The organism is Limnochorda pilosa (assembly GCF_001544015.1).
GTDB classification, from domain to species: Bacteria; Bacillota; Limnochordia; order Limnochordales; family Limnochordaceae; genus Limnochorda; species Limnochorda pilosa.
The window spans coordinates 339769-358143 of sequence record NZ_AP014924.1 but is presented as its reverse complement, the minus strand read 5'-3'; the positions used below and the strand labels follow the sequence as shown (position 1 = coordinate 358143).

The following is an 18375-nucleotide window of genomic DNA, read 5'->3' as shown; positions in this document are numbered from 1 at the left end:
TCGTGCCGTACCCGCCGCCCTGCCGGAACGCCGTACCTGGAGGCGACGATCGTGCGCCGCGCCACCAACGCCGAGGAACGCCGAGCCTACCTGATCCTCGTCCTTCCGGCGGTCGTCCTCTGCTGGGCGGTCATCGCCTTCCCCACTGCCTTCTCCATCACCCTCAGCCTGACCGACTACAATGGCGGGCCCCTCTTCGGCGGCAGGGAGGTTCTCCGTTTCTTGGGGCTCCAGCACTACGGGGAGATGTTCCGGGACCGGTTCTTCTGGATCTCGCTGAAGAACAACCTCTTCATCATCCTGATCTCGGTCTTCGGCCAGATCCCTCTCGGCTTCGTCCTCGCCTACGTCCTCTTCCGGAAGCTGGTGGGACTGCGGGATCTCTTCCAGACCATGATCTACCTGCCGACCGTGATCTCCACCATCGTGGTGGGGATCCTGTGGCAGTCGTTCTTCTCCCCCTACGGGCCCTTCACGCAGCTCATGCAGTACCTCGAGCCGGGCTGGGAGAACACGCTCTTCCTCAACCCCAGGACAGCCATCCTGCCGGTGCTCTTCGTGATGCTTTGGATGTACACGGGAACCTACCTCATCATCTTCCTGGCTAACCTGCAGAAGATCGATCCTCAGCTCATCGAGGCGGCCAAGATCGACGGGGCGACCGAGGGGCAGGTGCTGGGGCGCGTGATCCTCCCGGCCATGTCGGGCGTCATCGTCACCTCGGCCATCCTGGCGATATCAGGCTCCCTCAAGAGCTTCGACCTGATCTTCGCGATGACGGCCGGCAACCCCGCCCGCCGGACGTCGGTCCTCTCCCTCTACATGTACGACAACGCCTTTCGCGGGGCCCCCGACTACCCACTGGCCAACGCCGTCTCCACCTTCATGGTCGTGCTCAGCCTCGGGCTCATCCTGATGCTGCGGGTGCTGGAGAAGAGGTTCGGAGGTGAGGAGTGATGCGGTCCACGCTCTATGAGACGCGTAGGGCAAGACGGGCGGCGGGTTCTCGTCTCCTCCGGCGGGAGACCGGTCTTCTCACCAAGGTGATCCTCTATGCGGTGCTGGTGACCTTCACGGTGATGACCCTCTGTCCGCTCTTCTGGCTGGTCATCAGCTCCTTCAAGACCACTCAGGCCTTTCAGATGGACCGGCTCGGGCTCCCGGAGCGGTGGAACCTCGACAACTACCCCCAGGCCTGGCGGATCGGGAAGTTCGGGACGCTGATCCTGAACAGCATCCTCTACACCTCGACCTCGACCCTGGCCACCATCCTCCTCTCGGCGTCCGCAGGTTTCGCCTTCGCCAAGCTCAGGTCCAGGTGGACCCCGCTGCTCCATGGGAGCTTCGTGATCGGCATCCTCCTCACCATCCAGTCGATCATGGTCCCGCTCTTCCTGGCGGCGAACCTGGCCAACCTCTACAACACCCGCCTTGGCGTCTTCATCGTCTACACCGGCATCAGCCTGCCCATCGGCGTCTACCTGTTCACCGCGTACATCCGCGGCCTTCCTGATGCTGTGGTCGAATCGGCGAGGATCGACGGGGCCGGTTACCTCACCATCTTTCGAAGGATCATCCTGCCCATGACCCGGCCTGTGGCCACCACCCTCGCCATCCTCAACATCACGGCCACATGGAACGAGTTCATGCTCATCAACATCCTCGTCTCCAGGGACGCGCTCAAGTCGCTTCCCGTTGGGATCCTCAGGTTCTCCGGCGCCCTTTCCTCCGACTACGGAAAGCAGTTCGCGGCGCTGGTCATCGGGCTGCTGCCCATGGTCGTCTTCTATCTGATCTTCCGCCACCAGATCACGAAGGGCGTCCCGGCCGGAGCGGTGAAGGGGTAGCGAGCCCCGGACATGACGGCGTGTCACGGATCACCGGCCGGGTACAGATCCTGGAGGCATTCCAGAGAGGATCCACGCGCGCCCAACCCGAATTCCCCAGCATCGAGACGCTCGTCAAGAAGTGGTCCGCCACGGTCTCTCGCATGATGACCGACCGGCCGGCAGCCAGCGAGGACACCCGGGAGCGCGTGCCCGAGCATCTCTCCCTCATCGGCGCGTCAGGTCTTCGTGGCCCGGCGCCCCGAGCGTTGCGGCGTTCGAGCCGCCTCCCAGCCCGTGTCTCCTACCATACCGTTCCTGTTGCGTTTCCTGTGTCCGTAGCGTCTAATGGAGGTGAAGGAAGGCGAGATCATGGAGACCGATGAGGGCTCCGACGAACCTCCGATAGACCTCCAGCAGACCATCCAGCGGCTGGAGGTCTCCGATCCTCAGATTCAAGCCGAGTTGGCTCGTTTCGACGACCAGGGGCACCCGGACCTGCGCTGGGGCGACTACCCCTGGCTCCTCCGCAAGGGAAGCTCGCGCCTCTACGGGGTCTACGTGGGAGGCCGGCTCGCAGCCCGCATGTGGCTGATCGAGACGGCCAACAGCGAGGGCCTGGGCCGCCGCGCGCAGCTTCGGCTCCACTTCCTCGAAGTGCTGCCTCCCTACCGCAGCCTGGGCCTGGGCACGCTCCTGGTGCGGTTCGCCCAGGGCTTCGGCCTGCCCATGGCGGTGGACGCGCTGCCGGGCGCCGAGGACTTCTACCTCAGGCTCGGCTTCGCGCCTGTGGACGGGACAGGCCACAAGCGGAACGGGTGGGGCGAGCGGACCTTCGTATGGCTGCCCCAGCGGGCACCGGTGGGAGAGCCGGTCCTCCGCGGCGCAACGGCACGGTGAGGGTCTCCCCGGCTCCGCCGCGCGGTCGAGTCGGCCTTCGGTTGACAACGGCCAGAAACACACGGCCATTGGCGGACCAGCTCGCCGCCTTGCGCTCGTATCGCTCCAAGGACGTTGACGAGTTGTGCATGGTTGGCGAGCCGGATCCGACTGGCCTGACGGATCATGGCATTGAGGCACCCGGCCACAACCAGCGCGTCGCGGAGATCATACACCTCGTCAAGAACGGGTTCAGGCGCGCGGTACCACACGCCCCATTCATCGAATGCAATGCCCACCCGCTTCAAAGCAGCTTCCTCGGCTGGTCTCAGCCTGATGACCACTGCCACCAACGGCTGGAACCACCTATCTCGCGACAGCTTGCCTTCCCTTGAACGGGGGTGCCATCAGCGTGCGTCTACTGGGGGACCAAGCTCATTGGGAACGCGGCCCTCTTCAATGGCGCTCAATCCTTGTACGGATCGAACACCTCCGGCCCGGCCATGGCCACGCCGATGGGCTCCAGGACATGGAGAATGTCGACGCTCCCGGCGTGGGCGTCGAGCACCGGCTGGAGGCGTCGGTAGACGGCGGGCGCTTCGTCGGGGCCGCCGCCCCGCAGCTCGATGCCCCGGGCGACCAGGTTGCGGCGGACGGCCTCCATGTCCACGGCGCCGCCCACGCGGACCCGCCGGCCTCCCTGGCGCCGCCACTTCCCAACTGCTTGGGTACGTGACATGAGTCGCCCCGCGCCATGCACCGTGGAGCGGTAGGAGGCGCGGGCTTCGTCGGACTCCTTCCCCCGGAGGATGACGGAGATGTCGCCCATGCTGCCGCCCACGAAGGAGAGCTGCGCGGGGAAGTTGGGCGTGGCGCCCTTGCGGACCACGATGGCTTTCTGCCCGCCGATCTCCTCGAGCCAGGCGAAGTTGTGGTGGTTGTGCACCTCCAGGTCTGCCTGGGTCCCCAGGATGCGGAGCACCTGACCGACCACGTGGTCCCGCCCCGCGTAGGCGAATTGGCCGGCCAGGTGCATGGCCTCCCAGTAGAAGCGGCCGAGTTCGGTCTCCAGGTCCAGGAGGGCGGGGGGCTCGTCCATCCGCTCACCGGTTCGGGGGTCGTCGAAGGGGCGGTTCCGCATGAGGTTCAGGACGCCCGAGGCGATACGGAAGCCGGGCCCACGGCTCCCGAAGTGGACGCCCACCCAGATCCGCTGGGTGGGCGGTTCGACGAAAAGATCCACGTAGTGGTTACCGCCGCCCACGGTGCCCAACTGATCCGCGGCCATCCTGTGGAGGGACCGCAGGTGCTTCTCATCCCGCCAGAGCGGGTGCTCCAGCACGGGGTGCTCCACGGGGCGGGGATTCTTGCGGCCGATGCCGAACGAGATCTCCTGCCAGATGCGATCCATGATGCGGGGGAGGTCCGGGGCGATCTGGGGCAGGGTGAGCGGGGTGCGGGCCGCCTTGTTCCCGCAAGCGATGTCGAAGCCCACGCCCGAGGGGCTCACCTGGTCCGGCTCGTAGACCACCACGCCCCCGATGGGCTGGCTGTAGCCCTTGTGGTGGTCCGCCATCAGAGCGACGCCCGCCACCCGCCCGGTGCGGGCGCACGTCTTCGCCTGGGCCAGGGCCTGGGGCTCCGGCTCGCCGAAGACCCGGACTCCGTCGATCACCTGGTACGGCATGGCTCTCCCGCTCTCCCAAACCCACACAAGTCCCAACATGCGCGCCTGGTTCGGGTATTCACGGAAGCTCCAGCACCCGCACCTCGATCTCCGATCCTTCTAGCAGCTGTGCCACGGTGTTCGGGTCTGCGTCGCCCTGGTGGTAGGGGATCACCACGGCGGGCGAGATCACCTTGATGCAGCCTACCGCCTCTTCGGGTGTCATGGTGTAGGGTAGGTTGATGGGGAGGAAGGCCAGGTCGATGGGGCCGAGGCGGCCCATCTCGGGGATGCACTCGGTGTCGCCGGCGATATAGACGCGGAAACCCGCGAAGTCGGCGACGTACCCGTTCCCCCAGCCTTTGGGGTGGAAGAGGGCGCCCGGTCGGGGCCCGCGCACCAGGTTGTAGGCGGGGACGGCTTCCAGGCGGAGGTTCTCGGCTACGTCCAGGCGGTCGCCATTGCGGAGGGTGGTCACGCGGCCGCTGCCGGCGAGGGCCTTGGCGGTATCAGGGTCCGCAAAGAAGCGCGTCTCGACGGTGGCAACGCGGGCCAGGGCGGTTGGGTCGTGGTGGTCGGGATGGTTATGGGTGATCCACACCTGATCCGCCGGGGGCAGCTTCGAGTAGTCCGCCACCCGGGCGTAGGGGTCCACGTGGATGGTGAGCCCGTCGAACCGGAACATCAGGGAGCCGTGGCCGACGGGCGTCACCTCGAGCGGTCCCTTGGCTGTCTTGAACGTCAGGGGGCTTTGCGCCGCGCCGGTGCCTGAGAGGAGCAGTCCGAACACCGCAGCCAGGGCCAGAAGCCACACCGGGTTCAGCACGCATATCACCCTCTCTTCACAACGAGTGCTCGGGGTGCCCAGGACGGGTCCAGCGGGGCCGGCGCCGGGTGAGACCGGGACTGCTCGGCTGGGGCCGGTAGCTCTGTAGCAGCCAGTAGAAGTAGGGACGATTGTCGGGGCCGACGCGGCTCAGGAGCGCCAGGGTGGCGTGCGCGTCTTCGGGCCCCCGGTGGGCCCGCTCGGCCATGATACCGTGGTGCCGCAGCAGGCTCTGGAGGGCGGCCGAATCGAAACCGAGGCCCCGCCAGTCCACGCTCCGCATGGAACAGGCCCACAGCTTCTCGCCCGCCAGGGGGAAGAGACGGGTGAGGAAGCTGCGGTCGAAGGGGGCGTTGTGGGCCACCAGGAACTCGGCCCGCCGGAGCATCTGCTCCACCCGGGGCTCGTCCAGCCGCCGGCCGCGCACCATCTCCCAGGTGATGCCGTTCACCTTCGAGGCCCCGGCCGAGATGGGCACCGAGGGCTCGCGCAGGCCGGAGTACTCGTCCACCACGCCCTGGATGTGTCCCGTCGCCCGGTCGAAGGCGAAAAGAATGAGGGCGAGCTCCACGATCTCGTCGCGTCGTGGGCTGAGCCCGGTGGTCTCCACGTCCACCACGCCAGCCAAACCCAGGGAGGCCGGCAGGTCGTCCCCTATCGGGAACGGTGCCCTCTCCAAGGAGCCCTCAGGCGACATCGTACGGGGCACCGCAGGCAGCGGCATCCGGCGTACCCCCACCCCCCAAGGCAGCTTCCAAGCCACGGTGCTCCCTCCCCGTGTCTCGCAGGGCGGCACCGCTGGCGTGCGTCCTGCGACGATCCGTGGGAAGAGTTCCCCGGGAAGGGAGGGGATCCTTCCTGAGGGTTCCGGTTCCTGAGAGTCGAGTGCAGCACGCCGTGCGTTCGGCTCACCCCAGACTCGTCGCCAGTGCGTCGGCCCCGTGAGGCAGGGGATCATCCGCCTGCGCGGCCACGGGCCCCGGGTCGCCGTGAAGGCAGACCTGGCGCTGCTTCGCCAGTACCTCGGCGACCTCCCACGCCTGACCCGTTTTCGCCCCATTACTCGGACTGCACGCCCACCCCCAACCGGCCCAGTTTCTCGAAGAACCCCGGGTAGGTCTTGGATACACAACCAGGACCGAGGATGCGCACGCCCGGCACCCGCGCGGCCAGCAGGGCGAAAGCCATCGCGACCCGGTGGTCGTCGTGGGGATCGACGGTGCCCGGGCGGGGCTCGCCGGGGTGGACGGTGAACCCGTCGGGGTGCTCCTCGGCACGGATCCCCAGGGCGCCCAGGTTGGCGGCCAGGACGGCGATGCGGTCGGACTCGTGCTGGCGAATGTGGGCCACACCCGTCACCGTCACAGGACCGTCGGCCAGGGCGGCGAGCACGCCCACCGTGAGGGCCTGGTCGCTCATGGGCTTCATGTCCACCGTGAGCCCGCCCCGCAGGTGGCCGCTTCCCGCCACCTCCAGGAAGGCGTCGCCCCGGATCACCCGGGCGCCCATGGCTTCAAGCACGTCCACGAAGCGAGCGTCGGGCTGGAGGGAAGCGGCGCCCACGTTCGTCACCCGCACCCGGCCCCCGGAGGCGGCGGCCAGGGCCAGGAAGTAGGAGGCGGTGGAGGCATCGGCTTCGAGCACGTGGTCCGCGGCCCGGTAGGGCCCCGGATGCACTTCGATCCGGCGGAAGCCAGCGTCGTGCTCCACCCGGGCCCCGAACCGGCGCATCACCGCCAGGGTGATTCCCACGTAGGCGGGCTGCACCAGGTCGTCCTCCACCTCCACCGTCACCGATGCGTCCGCCTTGGGCGCGGCCAGCAGGAGCCCGCTCAAGAACTGGCTGGACACCTTGCCCGAGATGCTCACCCGCCCGCCCCGGAGCCCACCGCCCCACACCCGAAGGGGTAGCCCCCCGCCCTCGACGGCTTCGACGTGCCCGCCAAGGGTGCGCAGAGCCTGCACCAGGGGCTCCAGGGGCCTGGACCGGAGCTGGTCACTTCCATCCAGCACCCACTCCCCCCCGGGGGCCGCCGCCAGGGCACCTGGCAGGAAGCGGGCCACGGTACCGGCTGAGCCCGCGAAAAGGCTGCCGCGCGCCACGGGCCAACGCCCACCGCAGCCCTCGACGGTGACCGTTTCGCCCTCCACCTCGGCGCGTACCCCCAGGCGGCGGAGGGCATCCAGGCACCAGTAGGTGTCGTCGCTGCGGAGAAAGCCCCCGAGTTGCGACGTCCCCTCAGCCTGGGCGGCCAGGATCAACGCCCGGTTCGCGAAGCTCTTGGATCCGGGCACGGTCAGCTCCGCGTGGATGGGGTGAGCGGGTGGACTGAGGGTGATGGCCGAACGGCGCGCCGGTGCCCAGGGGGAATGTCCATCTCTCGGACGAGACAACGCCATCAACCTCTTCTCGGGAGTGGACTCCGGGACTCGTCTCTCCCATCAACGTGCTTCCTGCCTTGGCGATCGGATCGGTGAGTCAAGATTACGGGCGTGCTTGCCCCGTGTCAATGGCGCGAGTAGAGCTGCCTCCCCACCAGCAGCGTGCCCTTGGCTTGGCACGGGACTGGCGGCCGTCACCCACGTGCGGGAACACCCCGAAGAGCGGGGCCGCATGGCGCCCGTCTACGGCATGGCCGCCCGGTAGGTCTCGGCCATCTCGTCCACGCTCCGGGGCGTCAGCTCGGCCCCGAAGAAGCGGCGCACGGACTCCAGGTACGGCCCGAGGCAACCGTGGAGCCACTCGGTGGTGGGCAGGTGCACGTGCACGTCAACCGCCTGCGGCGAACGGCTCACGGAGAAGCCTCCTATCGCATCTTCATCATCTTGGGTTCTTCATCACATCGGGTGTGGCCAGGCTGGCTTAAACACGGCTACGTTCCGCCGAGCAGCGCCCAAAGGTAGAGCGCGGCGTGGCTCCGGTACCCTTGCCACCGTACCCCCAGCGCCCGCACCTCGGCCTCGGTGGGGCGGTGCTCCCAGCCCATCAGCCGCTGGACGGCCACCAGGATCCCCAGGTCCGCGGCCGGCAGCACGTCCCGGCGCCCCAGTCCCCGGATGAGGACGTTCTCCGCGGTCCATCGGCCCACGCCGGGGATCTCCATCAGCCGCTCCAGGGCCTCCTGATCATCCAGCCCTGCGAACCGTTGGGGTTCGAGCTCACCCGCCGCGGCCCTAACCGCGATCTCCAGCACGTAGCGGGCCTTCTGGCGGCTGAGACCGACGGTCTGAAGCCGCTCCGGCCTGGCCTCCAGGATGCGCTCGGGCGTGGGGTAGGCGGCGACGGGCTCGCCCTCCCACTCGATCGCGTCGCCCAGCTCGGCCAGCAACCTCCGCCGCACGGCGCTGGCGGCGCGGACGCTCACCTGCTGCCCGATGACCACCGTGAGCAGCGCCTCGTAGGGGTCCGGGGTGCGGGTCATGCTGAGTCCCCGGTGGGCTGCGAGGAGCGAGGCCATCCGCGGGTCCTCCCCGAGGACACGGTAACCGTCCTCCAGGTCGTCGTCCAGACCCCAGAGGTGCCGGGCGAGGCTCCTCAGGCGCTCCGCGTCAGGCGGGGTCAGGCCGCGGCGGGCCGTCCCGGGTCGGGCCGCGCCAGGAGCAGGCGCCCGGTGGGGGTCGTGCTGGGGGTCACGGTGGGGTGCCCCGTCCGTCTGGGCCGCCAGGAGGGAGACCCGCAGGCAGCGGCCTTGGAATCGGAAGTCGAGTCCATAGAGGTGCCCGTCCAGGTGCACCGCCCGGCGGGCCCCGTGGGGACCGAACGAGTACGGCACGCCCAGGGAAGAGCGCTGGAGAAAGGCCAGCGTGCGCTCCGCCGAAAAGGGCTCAGGCAGGTCGATGTCCACGGCGGTGGCTGCTAGGCGCGGTGCAGTGGTTTGGGCAGGCGCCGCAGACGCTTCGGAACGTGCGTCGGACGGCTCGCTGAGCGGGTTCGGTCGCTGCCGCTCTGGGGGGGTCACCTTGACGCCGCGAGCCACGCACGCACCTCCTCAGGCTGCGCTGGGAGCGACCCCAGCAGCTTTCCTCGCCGGAGGAACTTCGCGACCCGCAGATGCAACTCCTTCCAAGCAAGCCCCACCCCCAACCGGGCATGCGTGGCGGCCCCGGGCGCGTCCAGCACCGCTCGGCTTGGGTAGAGGCTCCCGTCGCCTTGCATGGTGGACGACGGAGGCCCGCGCCAGAAGGCGTGTAGGAGCGGAGGCGCGCCGGATCGCGACCGCCGTACTATCGATCTAGTCCGACCTTGACGGCGATGGCGGGACCCCGTCCCGCTGGACGTGGCCCACGTTCGGCCTGCTTACGGCCTTCATGATCAACCACAAACTGAACGCCCTTCATGGCCATGCACCGCACCTCCCTACCGCCACGAGTATACCACGATGCCTTTCCTCGTTACCTGATCGTCGCGTCAGTGACGTGGGCGACGCGACCCGCTTTAACGGCCCCCATCCAGCCCTCACTCCCAACCAGGAATGACGGAGCCCTCGAACCGCTCCTCGACAAAACGGCGGACCCGCTCCGAATGGTAGGCGGCGATGAGCTTCTGGAAGATGGGCCGGTCCTTCTCCTCGGTGCGGACCGCGATCACGTTGATGAAACGGGACTGGGCGCCCTCGAGGTGGATCGCATCCCGTACCGGGTTGAGACCGGCCTCGATCGCGTAGTTGGTGTTGATCGCGGCCAGGGCAACGTCCTCCAGGGATCGGGGGAGCTGCGCCGCGTCCAGCTCCAGGATCCGCAGCCGCTTGGGGTTGCCCACCACGTCCAGCGGTGTGGCGGCCAGGTCCACCCCGGGAGCCAGCTCGATGAGGCCTGCGTCCTGCAGGAGGAGGAGCGCCCGTCCACCGTTGGTGGGGTCGTTGGGGATCGCCACCGAGTCCCCCATCTTGAGCTCGTCCGGCTGCTGGATGCGCCGGGAGTAGAGCCCCATGGGGAAGTTGAGCGTGGGAGCAATGGCGGTGAGCTTCAGGCCGTGGTCCGTCGCGAAGCGCTCCAGGTAAGGCAGGTGCTGGAAGCTGTTGGCGTCCAGGTCGCCTTCGGCCAGCACCAGGTTGGGCGTGACGTAGTCCGAGAAGGTGATGATCTCCACCCGGACGCCCTGCTCGGCAAGGATGTCGCGGACGACCTCCATGACCTCCTCGTGCGGCCCGGCCGTGACGCCCACGCGGATCGTCTCCTGCCCTGCGGCTCCGGCTAAGGCGTGGAGGATCGGGCCAAGCACCACCAGGAGCACGAGGGTCACGACGGGGAGGCGCCCGGCGCGGCTGAGACGACTGGGGCTGCCAAGCTTCCAGGGAAGGTGCGGCAATTCGGTTCGCTCCTTTGCGGGCCACCGTAGCCCGTGAGATGGGGATGTTGAGCCAGATGATTCGGCGGAACGGCTCCCGCACCTGCTTGCCCGCCAGCGGAGCAGGGGCGGCCCGTCACCCTGACGGCCGGTCGCCATGAGGGAGGAAGGTAAGGTAAGGAAGGGTTGGGACACGCGGAGGCAACCCTTCGCGTGTCCCACGTCGCCTCTGCGTCTCAGGGGGTGATGAAATCGTTGGTGTACGTGGCTTCGAGCCGGATCGCAGCCTGAGCCACCGCCGGGTCCGAGAGGGCCAGCGTCTTCAGGGCATTCTGCGGGCCGCGGGCATCCATCACCCCGTCGGGGGAGTACATGGGCAGGCTGTTCTTCAGCGCCGCCAGGTACAGGTCCGGGTCGTTCTCGTAGAACTCCCGCGGCATGCGCGCCATGATCTCCTCGGCGGAGTGGTCCTGGATCCACGCCAGCACGCGCACCATCGCCCGGGCCATGGCCCGAGCCGTCTGCCCGTTGGCCTTCAGCCACTCGGGCGTGGTGTAGAGGACCCCTGCCGGGTAAGGCCCGCCGTACACGGCCACCGTGTCGGCCTCGGAACGGGTGTCTGAGAGGATGCGGATCCCGCCCTTCCGCTGCAGGAGGGTCACCGCGGGGTCGAGCATGACGGCCGCATCCACGCGCCCCCGCTCGACGGCCGCGATGGCCGTTGCTGCCAGACCGATGCCCACCACACTCACGTCGGTTCCCGAGAGGCCGTCCTGAGCCAGCAGGAAGTTCAGGAACGTGTGCGTCGACGAGCCGGGCGCGGTCACGCCCACCACCGCGCCCTCGAGGTCGCGCACCGCCCGGATACGCTCCGCGGCGTGCGGGGACACCACCAGGACCAGCCCAGGGTACTGGTCGAAGGCGACGAACGAGACCAGCCGCCGCCCCTTCGCCTGCATGGTGATGGTATGGTCGTAGTAGCCGGAGACCACGTCGGCGCTCCCGCCGACCAGGGCCTCCAGGGCCTTGGATCCGCCCTTCAGGTTCTGGAGCTCCACGTCCACGCCCTCGTCGGCGAAAAACCCGAGCTGGTGCGCCAGCACCGTGGGCAGGTAGCAGAGGCACTCGGCGCCTCCCACCGCCAGGACCACCCGGCTGCCCGCGGCCTGGACGTCCGAGACAGCCGCGAAGCTCACAACCAGGGCCAGCACGAGCGCGGCACCCCATCCGGCCAGCCTTCCACTGCGAATACTGCGAGCACGACCTTTCATTTCGTGCATGCCTCCTTCCGAGTTGGAATCGATGGGGACGAGACCGTTACAAGGGCGACGACCCCGACTCCGAAGCCCGAGGTTGCCACCTCAGCAGGCGGCGTTCCAGGGCGTGGATGGCGAAGTCGATGCCCAGGACCACTACGGCCAGCACGGTCATCCCCGCGAAGATGCCCGTGGAATCGAACACACCCTCCGCCTGGGCGATCACGTAGCCGATCCCCCGGGCCGAGGCGAGGTACTCGCCGATCACCGCCCCCACGATGGCGAAGCCCACGCTGGTGTGCAGGCTCGACAGGATCCAGCTCATCGCACTGGGTAGGAAGACGTGGCGCAGCAGTTGCCGCTCAGACGCCTTCAGCATGCGGGCGTTGTTGAGGATCACCGGATCCACCTCCCGCACGCCGTGGTACGTGTTGAAGAAGACGATGAAGAAGACGAGCGTCACCCCCAGGGCCACCTTGGAGGCGATGCCCAGGCCGAACCACAGGAGGAAGATCGGCGCCAGCACCACCCGCGGGAGGGCGTTCAGCATGCGGATGTAGGGGTCGAAGGCGGCCGCGAGCCAGGGGACCCGCGCGAGCGCCAGGCCCACCGCGACGCCCCCGGCCGAGCCGATGAGGAAGGAGAGGACCGTCTCCACCAGCGTGACCCACAGGTGCGGCCACAGGTACCCCTCAGCGATCCAGCGTGCGGTGCGCCCGGCAATGGCGCTGGGCTGGCTGAAGAAGAACGGATCGAGAATCCCCCGAATGCTCAGGAGTTCCCAGGTGCCCAGCGCGACCACGCCCACCGAGGCCTGGAGGGTCAGGAGCGTCAGGCGCCGTCTCCAGCCGGGCAGGGTCACGGATCGCTCCCTCTCAAGCTCCACGCTCGCGGCCATGGGCCCGGACCACCTCCCCCCGCAGTTGCTCCCAGATATCACGGTAGATCTCCACGAATCGGGGCTCCAGGCGGATCTCGGCCACGTTTCTGGGCCGCGGGAGGTCCACCGTGTACGATCCGATCACCCTCGCGGCCGGCCCGGCGGAGAGGACCAGCACCTCGTCGGCCAGCGCGATCGCCTCGTCCAGGTCGTGGGTGACGAAGAGGACCGTCTTCTCCGACCCGGCCCAGAGGCTGAGCAGTTCGGTCTCCATGAGCTGGCGGGTCTGGACGTCGAGCGCGCTGAAGGGCTCATCCATCAGCAGGATCCTGGGGTTCACCGCCCAGCACTGGGCTATCGCCACCCGTTTCCGCATGCCGCCCGAGAGCTGGTGGGGGTACCGGTCCTCGAAGCCGGCGAGCCCCACCGTGTGCAGCCAGTGGGCCGCCTCAGTCAAGGCTTCGCGGCGCTGCAAGCCCAGGAAGAGGAGGCCGAGGGCCACGTTCTCCAGGGCCGTCTTCCAGGGCAGCAGGCCGTCCTGCTGGAAAAGGTAGGCCGCATCCCGGTTCAGGCCTTTCAACGGCTGGCCGAAGATCTCGATCGTCCCCTCGGAGGGCGAGAGCAACCCGGCGACGGCGTTGAGCAGCGTCGACTTGCCGCACCCGGTGGGCCCCACCAGGGTGACGAACCGCCCCTCGTCCACGACCAGGCTCACGTTCTTGATCGCTGTGTAGCTTTCACCCAACGACGTGGGGAAACGGCAGGCGATACGATCGCAGAGCACCGCGGTGGCGGTGGACAACGGAACCCCTCCGCATACGCACCCGAGCGCGTTCGTTATCGTAATGGTTATGGATTATTCCCGGGCCGAGGCACATTTCCTGCGGCTGGACGAACCCTCTTCGGGCCCCGCGGGCTCGGCTTCGAGCGGGCCTCCACTCGGATCGGCCCCGAACGTGCGAACCTGCCCCGAACGTGGAGCGTGCCGGGAGCTCGGAATCCGGGGGCTAGATCCCGGATCCGCCCGGGCTCATACCGTGTCCTGAGGTCGGGCTCCATCCGGCCCACGGAGGTGGAGTTCCATGGCTCGAGTACCCGAGATGTGCCCCGAAGGCTGCGAGGGCGGGCGGTACGTTGTGCAGCCAGGCGACACCTTCTTCCGCATCGCCCGGCGGCAAGGTGTTCCTTTGGATCAGCTCATCCAGTGCAACCCGCACATTCCAGACCCGGCCGCGATCGTGCCCGGCGACGTCCTCTGCCTGCCGGGCGACGGGCGTCCGGTGGCCACGCCCTGCTGCGTGGTGCTGGCCCGGACCTCGCAGGCCGGGCCCGTCGACGCGCAGGGAGCGGCCCTGGTGCGGCGCCTGGTGGAGCTCCGCCCTGGTCGTTACGCCATCACCGTGGTGGCCCACGGCCTCGCGGCCCCCGAGAGCCTCGGCGACTTCGACGCCTACGAGGCCCTGGCCTTCGTGCCCGGCGTGATCACCTGGCAATGGCGCCTTTTCCCGAACCCGGAAACAGGCCCCACCTGGGCGGGCACCTTCACGGAGATCACCCTCCGCCCCGGACCGGAGACGGTGGTGCAGGTGCGGCCCTTCAACACCGCCACCCGCCGTGGCGGCGCCACCGTGCTCTCTGGGAGGCTGGCCGCCTGCAGGACGTAGACACGCCCCTCTGCTCCCCCACTCGGCACCCATGGGGCAGTGGTTCAGGCCATCTCCTGAACCTGCTGCTCAGCCAGGTGCCCCCTTTCGCGTCCCCGCAGACGCGAAGCCGGGCACGCTCTGCGCCGATCCTTTCAGGTAGAATGACCTGGGGGGGGCCTACATGCCAGAGACCCGCGATACCAGGCCGCCGGGCGGGAACGACGGACCCGCGGGCGCTGGTAAGCCGAGCGGGAGCAACGGACCCACGGAACCCGTCGAAGACGAGCCCGAGTACACGGCCGAGCAGTACATCGCGGACTTCCGGGAGCTGGTGGAGCATCAGTATGTCCCGGGCTACTGGGCCGGCAAGCCGCTGCCGGGCTTCCTGCTTCGCACAAGGTCCTCGCGCCGGATCCTTCGTGGGATTCTGGCCTGGACTGCGCTGGGCGGTCTTGTCGTCGTGGGCCAGAAGCTCTACGAGTGGTGGCGCGGCGGTTGGCGCATCGCGCCTGAGACGTGGGAATACCTCCTGGCCGGCTTGATCGTGGGTGCCGCAGGCCTCTTGCCAGGCATCCTGCTACGCCGGCGGATGCGGCGCCCGGAGAAGCAGGGCAACGGGCCAGAGTTGGTGCCTCCTGGACAGGGTCGCGCGCGTTGAAGGGCGCCAGCCCTGCGCTGTTGAAAGCAGAACGGCCCGTTCCGGTCCCTTCCCTGCGTGATGGACTCGCACCTGAACCTGCGCCTCTCACCCGAGCGGCTTCCTACGGATGGTGGCCGTCGATTCCAATTCGATGACGATGGCTGTCAGGACACAGGAGAAAGCACCACGCCGCGGCTGCCGAAGGCCTCCACGGGGTGGCCGGCCTGCTGGTCAAACGAGTAGAGACGCACGGCTTTCCCCCCTTCACCGTAGAGTTGACGGCTAGACCCGCAGCACGATCTTCCCGAAGTTCCGGTTTGCCTCCATGTACCGGTGCGCCTCGGCCGCCTGGGCCAGGGGGAAGACCCGGTCGACCACGGGGCGGAGCTCCCCGCGGCGGAGCTCCCCGTGTTCGAACGCCTCCCTGCAGTCGCTCCAGAAACGCCGGGTGAGGTTCGCCTTGTACCCGGGGTCCTGGCTTCGCAGGGTGGACCCGATGATGCACAGGTTGCCCCGGAGCACCCGGCCCAGGTCGAGCTCCACCTGGCTCCCGCCCATGAGGCCGATCAGCAGCAGCCGGCCACCCGGCGCCAGCACCTCCAGGTCCTGCTCCCAGTAGGCCGCGCCCACGAACTCCAGGATCACGTCCACGCCCTGGCCTCCCGTGGCCTTCAGGACTCCTGGGGCAAAGGGGCCCTCCCGGTAGTTGAGGGCCGCCTCGGCCCCCAGGCGGCGGCAACCCTCCAGCTTCTCCGGGCTCCCGGCGGTGGCGATCACCCGGGCGCCCGCCCGCCGGGCCAGCTGGATGGCGGCGGTGCCCACGCCGCTGCCGCCGGCGTGCACCAGCACCGTCTCGCCGGGGCGGAGGTTCCCCAGGTCGAAGAGGTTCCGGTAGGCGGTGAGGAAGGCCTCGGGGACGGCAGCCGCTTCCTCGAAGGAGAGGCTGGCGGGCATGGGCATGGCCTGGGCCGCCGGCACCACCACCTGTTCGGCGTAGCCGCCTCCCGCCAGGAGGGCGAAGACCCGATCGCCTGGCCGCCAGCCCTCCACGCCCTGCCCCAGGGCCAGCACCTCCCCGGCCATCTCCAGCCCCAGGTAGGGCGGCGCGCCTGGGGGTGGAGGGTAGCCGCCCATCCGCTGCAGCAGGTCCGCCCGGTTGAGGGCCGCGGCCCGCACGCGCACCAGCAGCTCTCCGGGCCGCGGCACAGGGTCGGGCACCTCCTGCAGGGCCAGCTTCTCCGGCCCGCCCGGCTCGGTCACGACCACAGCCCTCACCGAACGACCCCTCCCCCCATCCGCAGGATCCGCTCCCAGAGGGCGGGCTCCACGGGCATCACCGAGAGGCGGGGGAGGCGCACGAGCTCCCAGTCCTGGAAGGCCCGGTCGGCCTTGATCTCGGCCAGCCCCACGGGCCGGGCCAGGCGGCCCCGGGGTTCCACGTCCACCACGGTCCAGCGGGGGTCTGACGTCCTCGGGTCGGGGTGGGGCTCGGTTGCCACCTGGGCGACGCCTACCACCGCCCGCTCCTTCCCGCTGTGGTAGACGAGGGCCTGGTCGCCGGGCTGCATGGCCCGCAGGTACCTGAGTGCGACGGCGTTCCGCACCCCATCCCACACGTCCCGGCCGGCAGCTTCCAGATTGGCGTAGCTGTACTCGCCGGGCTCGGTCTTGAGCAGCCAGTAGGCCATGGTTATACCTCCGTGGCGGAGTGGGCCTCTTCCTCGGCCTCGCCGTAGTGGGGCCGGTCCTGCTGGCGGAGATGTTTCCAGTCTGCGGAGCGGTAGGCCCGCAGGGTGAAAGCGATCTGCTCATCGAAAGCGCTGGGGCTGCGGGCGAAGACCAGCGGGCGCACCTCCACCCTCCAGCGGGTCAGCGGCCCCAGGTCCTCCAGGGCGGCCCGCTGGTCCTGGTTCTCCACGTAGAACACGGCGACCCCGCCCGGGCCGCCGATGAAGTGATCGTGGTACAGGCAGAGGCCCCGGGCAGGGTCCGCCACGTACTCGTTCAGGGTGCGGTTCGCCTCGGCGGCGCTGAAGCCCTCGGGCGCCAGCGCGCACACCAGGAAGCATCGGGGCTTGCGGATCTCCGTGGGGTGCATGAAGGGTCCCTCCGAGCCGTGCTGGGGTTGGTGCGCGGATCCGTCCGTGCGCGGCCGCCCTTATCGAGTACGCCAAGGGGCGCCCGAGCCTATTGTAACGCCACCGACGCGATCGGACATGGTCCACTTCGGGGGCCTCCAGCGCCCCGAGCGCCTTGGCGATCTCCTCGCAGGCCGCCGCGCCCGTGCCCGCGTCCTCACCCCACGAAGAAGTCGCCCAGCGGCTCCACTGAGGGGTCCACGGCATAGCAGGTGAAATCGACCACGCCCGCCTCCCGCAGCACGTCCTCGTCGATGAAGAAGTTGCCCGTACAGCTCCGGCTGTTCCGGGTGAGGATCTCGTAGACCGCGTCGGCGACGATCTCGGGTCTACGGCTGCGGCGGATCACCTCGTCACCCCCGAGCAGGTTCTGCACCGCGGCGGTGGCGACGACGGTGCGGGGCCACAGGGCGTTGACCGCGATGCCCTCGGCCCGGAACTCCTCCGCCCAGGCCAGGACCCATAGGCTCATGGCCAGCTTGGCCAGGGTGTAGGCGGCGTGGGGGCCGAACCAGTCGGCCCGCAGGTGGAGGGGCGGCGAGATGGAGAGTATGTGCGGGTTCTCGGCCCGGCGCAGGTGGGGGAGACAGAGCTTGGCGCAGAGGAAGCTCCCCCGGGCGTTGATGTCCTGCATCAGGTCGTAGCGCTTCATCTCAGTACGGAGGGTGCCGGTGAGGCTGATGGCGCTCGCGTTGTTCACGAGGACGTCGATGCCGCCGAAGATTTCGACGGCCCGGTCCACCGCCGCCCGGACCTGCTCCTCGAAGCGGATGTCGGTGGCCACCGCCAGCGCCCGGCCGCCGGCGGCCTCGACCTCCGCGGCGGCGGTGTGGATGGTGCCCGGCAGCTTCGGGTGGGGCCCGGTGGTCTTGGCGGCGACCACCACGTTCGCGCCGTCCCGAGCCGCCCGGAGGGCGATGGCCTTCCCGATGCCCCGGCTCGCCCCCGTGACGAAGAGCGTCTTCCCCGCCAAGCCCGCCACGGTCCGTGCCCCCAATCCGTTCTGCAACGAGGTTCCGTCCCAGGCCTTGCGTGCGGAGAAGGCGCTCAGCGGTACGCCGGGCGCGCCCGGGAGGCCTCGATGAGTTCCTCCCCAGCTTTCCTGGCCACCCATTCGCTGGACGCCGCCGGGGATCCTTTCCGTTTCAGACGTTCACGAAATCGCGCCGGGCATGCGGCTCGCACGGTTTCCCGATCCTCTCGTACGCCTGGGTTCCGCTGCGAATGCCTCGTCCTCCTGCTGTCCGTGTTGCAGGAACTCACCAGAAGTGTCACGAAGACTCTCATCACTCGCTCGGCCTGCGCTCGGGCAACGGCGGACCTGTGCTCGG

At 68.9% G+C, this 18375-nt stretch carries 19 protein-coding genes and 1 pseudogene; 5 read left to right on the top strand and 15 right to left on the bottom strand.

The annotated features are described in order from the left end of the window. The first annotated feature begins 48 nt into the window (after positions 1-48). The 3 genes from LIP_RS01655 to LIP_RS18275 all read left to right on the top strand — a co-directional run bounded on the left by LIP_RS01655 (position 49) and on the right by LIP_RS18275 (position 2726). Entirely contained in the window at positions 49-957 is a 909-nt protein-coding gene (locus LIP_RS01655; RefSeq protein WP_068141337.1) for a carbohydrate ABC transporter permease, read from the top strand. Further along, complete coding sequence (locus LIP_RS01650) at positions 957-1847, top strand: carbohydrate ABC transporter permease (RefSeq protein ID WP_082725716.1); 891 nt, start codon at positions 957-959, stop codon at positions 1845-1847. The genes LIP_RS01655 and LIP_RS01650 overlap by 1 nt, the downstream gene beginning before the upstream one ends. A gap of 351 nt (positions 1848-2198) precedes the next feature. Further along, positions 2199-2726 carry a GNAT family N-acetyltransferase gene (locus LIP_RS18275; protein WP_158509519.1) on the top strand — a complete coding sequence of 176 codons (528 nt, stop codon included), beginning with the start codon at positions 2199-2201 and terminating at the stop codon, positions 2724-2726. A gap of 86 nt (positions 2727-2812) precedes the next feature. Here LIP_RS18275 and LIP_RS20265 read toward each other — a convergent pair. From LIP_RS20265 to LIP_RS01600, 11 genes and pseudogenes are all read right to left on the bottom strand, one after another. Beyond that, a pseudogene (locus tag LIP_RS20265) lies at positions 2813-2977 on the bottom strand (alpha-L-arabinofuranosidase C-terminal domain-containing protein); the annotation flags it as partial. Between the two features lie 194 nt (positions 2978-3171). After that, positions 3172-4392 (bottom strand): RtcB family protein, encoded by a 1221-nt coding sequence (locus LIP_RS01640; protein ID WP_068133464.1) that lies wholly within the window; start codon positions 4390-4392, stop codon positions 3172-3174. A 58-nt stretch (positions 4393-4450) separates the two neighbouring features. Beyond that, the gene (locus tag LIP_RS01635) at positions 4451-5197 is read right to left on the bottom strand and encodes an MBL fold metallo-hydrolase (protein WP_068133461.1); all 747 of its coding nucleotides are present in this window, start codon (positions 5195-5197) and stop codon (positions 4451-4453) included. A gap of 16 nt (positions 5198-5213) precedes the next feature. Further along, on the bottom strand, positions 5214-5960 hold the full coding sequence (locus LIP_RS01630) for an exonuclease domain-containing protein (RefSeq protein WP_068133458.1): 747 nt from the start codon (positions 5958-5960) through the stop codon (positions 5214-5216). A 296-nt stretch (positions 5961-6256) separates the two neighbouring features. Further along, positions 6257-7597, bottom strand: coding sequence for a 3-phosphoshikimate 1-carboxyvinyltransferase (gene aroA / locus LIP_RS01625; RefSeq protein WP_068133454.1), 1341 nt, complete (start codon positions 7595-7597; stop codon positions 6257-6259). A 225-nt stretch (positions 7598-7822) separates the two neighbouring features. After that, on the bottom strand, positions 7823-7993 hold the full coding sequence (locus LIP_RS18760; protein WP_158509517.1) for a hypothetical protein: 171 nt from the start codon (positions 7991-7993) through the stop codon (positions 7823-7825). Positions 7994-8070: 77 nt separating this feature from the next. After that, entirely contained in the window at positions 8071-9174 is a 1104-nt protein-coding gene (locus LIP_RS01620) for a DNA-3-methyladenine glycosylase family protein (RefSeq protein WP_144440268.1), read from the bottom strand. Positions 9175-9653: 479 nt separating this feature from the next. Next, positions 9654-10439, bottom strand: coding sequence for a MetQ/NlpA family ABC transporter substrate-binding protein (locus tag LIP_RS01615; protein WP_068141332.1), 786 nt, complete (start codon positions 10437-10439; stop codon positions 9654-9656). 281 nt (positions 10440-10720) lie between these two features. Next, positions 10721-11695, bottom strand: coding sequence for an ABC transporter substrate-binding protein (locus LIP_RS01610; protein WP_198409640.1), 975 nt, complete (start codon positions 11693-11695; stop codon positions 10721-10723). A gap of 106 nt (positions 11696-11801) precedes the next feature. Continuing rightward, positions 11802-12638 (bottom strand): ABC transporter permease, encoded by an 837-nt coding sequence (locus tag LIP_RS01605; protein WP_068133446.1) that lies wholly within the window; start codon positions 12636-12638, stop codon positions 11802-11804. Beyond that, positions 12616-13422 carry an ABC transporter ATP-binding protein gene (locus LIP_RS01600; protein WP_082725712.1) on the bottom strand — a complete coding sequence of 269 codons (807 nt, stop codon included), beginning with the start codon at positions 13420-13422 and terminating at the stop codon, positions 12616-12618. The genes LIP_RS01605 and LIP_RS01600 overlap by 23 nt, the downstream gene beginning before the upstream one ends. Positions 13423-13702: 280 nt before the next feature. Between LIP_RS01600 and LIP_RS01595 the strand changes: the two genes are divergently transcribed. Next, the gene (locus LIP_RS01595) at positions 13703-14284 is read left to right on the top strand and encodes a LysM peptidoglycan-binding domain-containing protein (protein ID WP_082725711.1); all 582 of its coding nucleotides are present in this window, start codon (positions 13703-13705) and stop codon (positions 14282-14284) included. A 163-nt stretch (positions 14285-14447) separates the two neighbouring features. Continuing rightward, positions 14448-14924 (top strand): hypothetical protein, encoded by a 477-nt coding sequence (locus LIP_RS01590; protein ID WP_068133441.1) that lies wholly within the window; start codon positions 14448-14450, stop codon positions 14922-14924. A 264-nt stretch (positions 14925-15188) separates the two neighbouring features. Here the strand turns inward: LIP_RS01590 and LIP_RS01585 are convergent, their stop codons facing one another. The 4 genes from LIP_RS01585 to LIP_RS01570 form a co-directional block, all read right to left on the bottom strand. Further along, positions 15189-16181, bottom strand: coding sequence for an NAD(P)H-quinone oxidoreductase (locus LIP_RS01585; protein WP_068133437.1), 993 nt, complete (start codon positions 16179-16181; stop codon positions 15189-15191). Continuing rightward, complete coding sequence (locus tag LIP_RS01580; RefSeq protein ID WP_068133434.1) at positions 16178-16594, bottom strand: EVE domain-containing protein; 417 nt, start codon at positions 16592-16594, stop codon at positions 16178-16180. Before LIP_RS01580 ends, LIP_RS01585 begins: the two co-directional genes overlap by 4 nt. A 2-nt stretch (positions 16595-16596) precedes the next feature. Continuing rightward, entirely contained in the window at positions 16597-17004 is a 408-nt protein-coding gene (locus LIP_RS01575) for a hypothetical protein (RefSeq protein WP_068133432.1), read from the bottom strand. A gap of 197 nt (positions 17005-17201) precedes the next feature. Continuing rightward, positions 17202-18026 carry an SDR family oxidoreductase gene (locus LIP_RS01570; RefSeq protein ID WP_068133428.1) on the bottom strand — a complete coding sequence of 275 codons (825 nt, stop codon included), beginning with the start codon at positions 18024-18026 and terminating at the stop codon, positions 17202-17204. Positions 18027-18375 lie beyond the last annotated feature (349 nt).

Excerpts from the sequence above, each read along its gene's own strand:
- LIP_RS01650 (WP_082725716.1), top strand. The coding sequence starts at position 957 with ATGCGGTCCACGCTCTATGAGACGCGTAGGGCAAGACGGGCGGCGGGT.
- LIP_RS18275 (WP_158509519.1), top strand. The coding sequence starts at position 2,199 with ATGGAGACCGATGAGGGCTCCGACGAACCTCCGATAGACCTCCAGCAG.
- LIP_RS01640 (WP_068133464.1), bottom strand. The coding sequence starts at position 4,392 with ATGCCGTACCAGGTGATCGACGGAGTCCGGGTCTTCGGCGAGCCGGAG.
- aroA (WP_068133454.1), bottom strand. The coding sequence starts at position 7,597 with ATGGCGTTGTCTCGTCCGAGAGATGGACATTCCCCCTGGGCACCGGCG.
- LIP_RS01605 (WP_068133446.1), bottom strand. The coding sequence starts at position 12,638 with ATGGCCGCGAGCGTGGAGCTTGAGAGGGAGCGATCCGTGACCCTGCCC.
- LIP_RS01595 (WP_082725711.1), top strand. The coding sequence starts at position 13,703 with ATGGCTCGAGTACCCGAGATGTGCCCCGAAGGCTGCGAGGGCGGGCGG.
- LIP_RS01590 (WP_068133441.1), top strand. The coding sequence starts at position 14,448 with ATGCCAGAGACCCGCGATACCAGGCCGCCGGGCGGGAACGACGGACCC.
- LIP_RS01580 (WP_068133434.1), bottom strand. The coding sequence starts at position 16,594 with ATGGCCTACTGGCTGCTCAAGACCGAGCCCGGCGAGTACAGCTACGCC.
- LIP_RS01575 (WP_068133432.1), bottom strand. The coding sequence starts at position 17,004 with ATGCACCCCACGGAGATCCGCAAGCCCCGATGCTTCCTGGTGTGCGCG.